The sequence below is a fragment of the Methylobacterium sp. genome (assembly GCF_019745455.1).
Lineage (GTDB): Bacteria > Pseudomonadota > Alphaproteobacteria > Rhizobiales > Beijerinckiaceae > Methylobacterium.
Map to the genome: position 1 here is coordinate 1 of NZ_JAIETD010000022.1, position 6,148 is coordinate 6,148.

General features: G+C 64.6%; 5 protein-coding genes and 1 pseudogene. 1 reads left to right on the top strand and 5 read right to left on the bottom strand.

Annotation, left to right across the window (positions count from 1 at the left end):
* Positions 1-248: 248 nt before the first annotated feature.
* The 3 genes from K2Y56_RS03870 to K2Y56_RS03880 form a co-directional block, all read right to left on the bottom strand.
* A complete protein-coding gene (locus tag K2Y56_RS03870; protein WP_292505296.1) occupies positions 249-638 on the bottom strand; it encodes a response regulator in 390 nt (129 codons plus the stop codon).
* A 93-nt stretch (positions 639-731) separates the two neighbouring features.
* Positions 732-1,340: a response regulator FixJ gene (gene fixJ / locus K2Y56_RS03875; RefSeq protein WP_292505299.1), complete on the bottom strand. Its 609-nt coding sequence runs from the start codon at positions 1,338-1,340 to the stop codon at positions 732-734.
* Complete coding sequence (locus tag K2Y56_RS03880; protein ID WP_292505302.1) at positions 1,330-2,880, bottom strand: PAS domain S-box protein; 1,551 nt, start codon at positions 2,878-2,880, stop codon at positions 1,330-1,332. The genes fixJ and K2Y56_RS03880 overlap by 11 nt, the downstream gene beginning before the upstream one ends.
* A gap of 301 nt (positions 2,881-3,181) precedes the next feature.
* Here K2Y56_RS03880 and K2Y56_RS03885 point away from each other — a divergent pair, with 301 nt between their 5' ends.
* A complete protein-coding gene (locus tag K2Y56_RS03885; protein ID WP_292505304.1) occupies positions 3,182-4,048 on the top strand; it encodes a universal stress protein in 867 nt (288 codons plus the stop codon).
* Positions 4,049-4,353: 305 nt separating this feature from the next.
* Here K2Y56_RS03885 and K2Y56_RS03890 read toward each other — a convergent pair.
* Together K2Y56_RS03890 and K2Y56_RS03895 are read right to left on the bottom strand one after the other, a co-directional pair.
* Positions 4,354-5,112, bottom strand: a pseudogene (locus K2Y56_RS03890) (IS5 family transposase).
* Positions 5,113-5,411: 299 nt separating this feature from the next.
* Positions 5,412-5,933 (bottom strand): DUF1993 family protein, encoded by a 522-nt coding sequence (locus K2Y56_RS03895; RefSeq protein WP_292505307.1) that lies wholly within the window; start codon positions 5,931-5,933, stop codon positions 5,412-5,414.
* Positions 5,934-6,148 lie beyond the last annotated feature (215 nt).

Below are 6,148 nucleotides of genomic sequence, written 5' to 3' on the forward strand. Positions count from 1 at the left end.
CTAGGCTTCCAGCCCGCCCCCGCTCGCGAGGCCGCCTCGGCGTTCGGCTATTACCTGTTTCACAATCCGAGCGAAGACCTGTCGCCTAGATACGCCCGGCACGGGTTGGCCGCGGAAAGCTAGGCTCGAGGCCTGCCTGCACGTGAGTTGGCCAAGTGTGCCTGACATCGCGCCTCCCGTGGATCCGAGCTTCACGAGGGCCTGCGAGTAGCCACGCTAGGTGGAGTGCCGCTCATCGAAGGTCGCCCTCAGATCGCAGAGTGCCGCGGGGCACTGTCGACTTCAGCCAGCATGGCGAGGAGGGGTTCGTAGGCCAGTGGCTTCTCGATCACCGCCAATCCGGCGATCCGAGCCCGCTGTCGAACCGCCTGCCCTGGATCCCCCGTCATCAGGACGGCAGGAGCGCGAACGTCGCGCGCTCGAAGCTCACGGAACAGCTCGATCCCATCGATGTCCGGCATGACGTAGTCGAGGACGAGGAAGCGAGGCTCCGGTCCCGGGAAGGCGGCAAGGACGCTGTGGCCGTCCGAGAAGGACTCGACACGGTGTCCCTCGCCCTGGAGAAGGAAGCAGAGCGAAAGCAGGACGGGCACGTCGTCGTCCACGACATAGATGGGGTGCTCGGGGATCGCCGACATGAAGCTCGATGCGCAAACGTGGGCCGTACCTACGGTGAGCCGAATCCTTAGGTCGCTCTCCCGGTTCCGACCTTGATCTGGCGCAAACGGGGCTCAGGCGAGACCTGCCAGCACCGTCCAGCGGACCAATTCCTGCAGGCTCTCCGCTTGCGTCTTCGCCATGAGCTTGGCCCGGTAGATCTCGACGGTTCGTGGGCTGATGTCGAGCGCACGGCCGATATCCTTGCTGGAGCCTCCCGCAACGAGTTGGTCCATGACCTGTCGCTCTCGCTCGCTCAGCCTGCCGACCCGACGGATGAAATCCTGCAGTCCAGGGTCGACCGCATTTCCTTGACCGCCTCGCTCCATGGCGGAGCGAAGCGCCTGGATTAGCGGCTCATCGTCGAAGGGCTTCTCGATGAAGTCGCAGGCCCCGAGCTTCATCGCCTCCACCGCGAGCGGTACATCACCGTGTCCCGTCATCATGATGACCGGTAGCGTGTGCCCACCCGACCGCAACCGGCGCAGCAGTTCCAGCCCGTCGATTCCCGGCATCCGGATGTCCGTGAGGACACAACCCTGGGCCGGCTTCATCAACGCATCGAGCAGGCTGCTCGCCGATGCATGGAGTTCCACGGCAAAGCCCGCGGTGTCGAGCAGGAAACTGATCGAGTCCCGCATCGCCGGATCGTCGTCCACGACGTGCACGAGGCTAGCTGCCATGGGGCAGATCTCCTTCTGGAGCGCTGACCAGCGTCAGCCGGAAGGTCGCCCCGCCGGCTGCATTGCGTTCAACCCCTAAGCGGCCGCCATGAGCCTCGATGATGGTGCGGCAGATCGAGAGGCCGACACCCATCCCGCTTTCCTTGGTGGTGACGAACGGTTGAAACAGCCGGTCAGCGATCTCGTCCGGGACACCGGAACCGGTATCGGACACCGTGATCTCGACCATCTCGGAGGCGACCGGATGGGCGTCGACGGTCAGTTCGCGCAGTTCCGCGTGCTGCATGGCTTCGCGGGCGTTGCGCAGCAGGTTGACCAAGACCTGCTGGACCTGCACCCGGTCGGCAAGGACGGACCGCAGCCCCTGATCGACCCGGACGCGCACGACGATCCCCTGCTCCCGCGCGCCGACGAGCGCAAGGGCACAGGCCTCTTCGATCAAACGGGAGACCGGCTCAGGTCGCCGCTCGGTCTCTCCGCGGGTGACGAACTCTCGCAGGCGACGGATGATCTGACCGGCCCTCAAGGCCTGTTCGGCGGTCTTGTCGAGAACCTCGATCGTCTTGGCGATGGCGTCCGGGTCGGGCCGCTCCAAGAGGCGGCGGCACCCCTTGGTGTAGTTGGCGATGGCTCCGAGGGGTTGGTTGAGCTCGTGAGCCAGCGTCGAGGCCATCTGGCCCATCGCGCTGAGACGGGACACGTGGACGAGTTCGGACTGGAGTTCCTGAAGCCTCGCCTGGGTCCGCTGGCGTTCGGTCAAATCGTTGATGAAGCCCGTGAAGAAGACTTGATCGCCGGAGCGCATCTCGCCGATGGCGAGCTCCATCGGGAAGGTTGAGCCGTCCCGCTTCTGACCGGTTACGACCCTGTTGGTCCCGATGATGCGCCGCTCGCGAGTCCGGCGATAATGGTCGAGGTAGCCGTCGTGCTCCCCGCGCATCGGCTCCGGCATCAGAAGACGAACGTTCTGACCCACCGCTTCGTCGGTCGCGTAGCCGAAAAGGCGTTCGGCCGCCGCGCTGAACGAATGGATGAGACCGGCCTCGTCGATGACGACCATCGCCTCGGGCACGGTGTCCAGGATCGAGCGCAGGTGCGCCTCGCGGGCGAGCAGGTCCTGCTCGGCCCTCTTCTGGTCGTCGATGCTGAGGACGACTCCGCGGTGTTGTGCAGGTCGGCCATCCGCCCCCGGGCTCACCCGGCCCCGTGATCGCAGCCAGCAGGCATGCCCGTCCGGTCTCAGAACGCGATAATCGACCTCGTAACTGCCACCCTCCCTGAGCGCGCCCTGGATGGCCTCGGCCCGGGCCTGGCGGTCGTCCGGGTGCACCAGCGCCTGCGAGGCGGCGAAGGTGGTCAGACGCTCGGGTGACACGCCGAAGAGGCGGGCGCATGTCGGCGACACCGTCACGCGACCAGTCGGAACGTCGAGCGACCAGATGCAGACGCCGACGTCGTCCAGGGTCCTACGGAGCTCGTCGTTGCTCAGGGATCCATCGCCCTGATGATCGGCAGCCGGCAAGACGATGGAATTCGTCATGGGTCACACCCGAAGGAGGCCATCTGAGCCACGGCGGTGAATGACACCGCCGACATTTGTCCCGGACGGATATCGTCACGTCAGCAGCGCACCGTCGAAGCAGGGCGGTCCCTTGCACGGGCCATGCTCTATCACGGAACCGTGTCCTTAAGTTACCGAGTTCGAGAAAATAAGAACAGGTGTCCGGTCACGACGTCTTCACGCTATCCACCAAACCGGCATCGGAGAAGGTTTGAGATGGATCAAGGCTGATCCTTCGTAACGGGGCGAAGCATAGGGTGGCTCTATCCGGAGACGATCAATGCCGAAGACCATGCCATACCCTCTCACGACGATCCGCGACGTCCTCGTCGGCACGACTGTCGAGAACGAGTTTTCGGAGGACTCCTCGGCCATCGGTTACGGACTGACGCTCGCCAAGGCTGCGGGCGCCCATTTGACGGTCCAGGCGGCCTCGTGGTGCCTCTTGGGTGACGATGCCTGGCTCGGTGGTTTCGATCTCGGCAACGATGAGGTCGCCACCATCGACCGCCGTCTCGACGAGCTGGCTCGCTCCATTGCCGACCGGGCGGCCGGTAACGCGGCCCAGGCCGGGGTAATCTGCACGACGGAGACGCCAAGCCTACCGTACCCCGACGTGGTGGGTCGACTGGCGACCCTGGCACGGTTGCACGACCTGACGATCCTGGATGCGGGGCGACAGGCCTACGATCTCGACCGCGAAGCGATCAGGATAGCACTGTTCGAGAGTGGTCGCCCGGTCATCGCCGTGCCGCCGGACCATGGTGCGTTCGCCATGCGGTGGGCCATCGTCGCCTGGGACGGCAGCGCACAAGCAGCTCGTGCCGCCAACGAAGCATTGCCGTTCCTACGCGCCGCCGAGGTGGTTCAGATCGTATCCGTAGCCGGTACCGAGGAGCTTCTCGACACGGTTCCGGGCGCCGAGTTCGCGCCGCATCTCGCGCGTCACGGCGTGAACGTCACGGTCGTCGACGTACCGGTGGTGGACGACGTTGCCGAGACGCTTCGCAATCAGGCGAGGATGTTAAAGGCCGACATGCTCGTGATGGGGGCCTACGGTCACTCCCGCGTACGCGAATTCTTCTTTGGCGGAGCGACGCGCTCACTCCTGAGAAGCAGCCCGGTCCCGCTTTTCCTGGCGCATTGAGCGAGAGGTATCGCCATGAGTACGAGACGACGTTCGGGTTGCGACGAAGCAGCAAGGGTGGGACGGAAGATCGACCGGCCCCGCATGAAGATTTGCCGCGGCGTGAATCGGGCGCCTGCCTGTGAGAAGCCCGCCGAGCGTGCTCCGGCCAAGAATACTGAGTGGATGAAACCGCTGGACGAGGAGAGCCTTCGCGCACTGAAGGCAGGTTGGGGCTTCGCGAATGAAGCGCCAAGGTGTTCCGGCAGTACGACCCCTCAACGCGGCGCCTTCGCAAACTCGCGCATGAATTCCATCAGGGCGTGTCATCGCTTGAGCCAGTCGAGGGCTTCGGCGAGGCAGAGGCCGCGCATGACGCTGGCGGCGGTCTTCTCGTAGCGGGTGGCGATGGCGCACCACTCCTTGCGCCTGCCCCAGGGCCGCTCGGCGATTGTTGTAGATCCAGTTTGGGCAGGCGACGGGCGCCTCATGACGCTGGGGCGGGATCGCAGGCCGAGCACCCATGTTCCAGATGGGCTCGCCAGAGGCGTGGCTGGTGTAGCCGCGGCCTCCTATGACTTACCTGGGCACACCCGGCAGTCGGTCGAGGAGAGAAACGGCGTGGGGCAGTTCGCGGGCCTGACCGGCGCCAGCCGGAAGGCGATGGCGCGGCCCAGCCCGTCCGCGATCACGCAAGCCTTGGTGCCATAGCCGCCACGTGAGCGGCCAGGAGCTTCACGATGATCTCGCTCGGCTCCAGATCCCCCCTTTTTGGCGACGCCTGCAGTCTTCTGATGCGCCCGCACGTTCGTGCCGTCGAGAAAGACCATGCCGAGTTGCACGCCCCGCTCGTGCACACAGCCGAGCAATCGCTCCCAGACGCCGGCACGGGACCAGCGGAAGTAGATCTGGGCTGCACGCCACCAGGGACCCAGATCGCCCGGAATGGCCCGCCACTTGGCGCCGTTCTGGTGCCGCCAGAGGATGGCCGAGAGCGTGCGTTGAAGATCCTGCGGCGGCGTCTTGGCCTTGGGGCGGCACGCCTCGACCAGGGGCTCCGGTTTGGACCATTGCGCGTCGCACACCGTCGTCCCTCCTGGCTCAGAAAAGACCGAACACAAACCCAGCCAATCCGTTCAGGCGACAACAGACCCTAGCTGTAGGACTAGCTCTGCTGCTGGTGAGCCTGGCGATCCGGGAGTGAGGGCGTGCGCGGGCTTCGTGATCGCGGTACGGCGCATGGAGGACTACGTCCGCCGGGTGTCGGAAGGAGCCCGCCGCGAAGTTGGGACATCAATCCTGCAAGAAATTCGGCTGGATGACGCCCCAGTCAAGCGCCGCAGTTTCAGCGACACTTGTGGGCCGCAATGCGGAGAGTACCTGCCTACCTCGTAGCCGGGAAATTCGGTGGCCCAAGATGCTGAAGGAAATCCGGCTTGCCCAGGCTCACCCCAGCCCCGCGCAGTATCGCGTAGGCGGTGGTAACGTGAAAAAAGAAGTTCGGAAGCGCGAAACCCGTGAGATAGGCCTGCCCCGTAAAACAATAGCCCATGCCGTTCGGAAACTTCAGCTCCACCTCACGCTCCGTGCCCGAAGCCACAGCGGTCGGATCGACGCCTTGGACGAAGACAATCGTCTTTGCACATCGCTCCTTCAGCTCGGCGAAACTGCCCTCGACATCCGGCATAGCCGGCGCCGCGATTCCGGCGAGCCGCGCGATAGCATTCTTGGCACTGTCCGACGCCATTTGGTACTGGGCAGGCAACGGCCTCATGTCGGAGGCGAGTCGTCCGACGAGTAACTCGGCCTCCGGCTTCTCCGATGCCGCTTTGTCAAGCCAAGCGCTCATATTGCGAAGCGAGTTGACGAAGATCGGAACGCTGACGTCGCGGATGCTGATGCTCATTGCCGTAGCCTAGGTCACCTTTCGCCAGCGATGCAATGAGGCGGCGAATCCTGCCGGACCGGCGACAGATCAGCGTCACTCGCGGAAAAGAGGCTTAGTTGCAAAATCGTGGGCGTCGGGAAAGTCATGGGAAGTGCGAGGGTGAGGTGACGAGGTCACGAATTTGGCTGGATGGCGATGGCGGCGAGTTCGATGATCCCCGTGAAGGTGGCGAT

Coding starts and splice junctions, on each gene's coding strand:
- K2Y56_RS03870 (WP_292505296.1), bottom strand. CDS start 638: ATGTCGGCGATCCCCGAGCACCCCATCTATGTCGTGGACGACGACGTG.
- fixJ (WP_292505299.1), bottom strand. CDS start 1,340: ATGGCAGCTAGCCTCGTGCACGTCGTGGACGACGATCCGGCGATGCGG.
- K2Y56_RS03880 (WP_292505302.1), bottom strand. CDS start 2,880: ATGACGAATTCCATCGTCTTGCCGGCTGCCGATCATCAGGGCGATGGA.
- K2Y56_RS03885 (WP_292505304.1), top strand. CDS start 3,182: ATGCCGAAGACCATGCCATACCCTCTCACGACGATCCGCGACGTCCTC.
- K2Y56_RS03895 (WP_292505307.1), bottom strand. CDS start 5,933: ATGAGCATCAGCATCCGCGACGTCAGCGTTCCGATCTTCGTCAACTCG.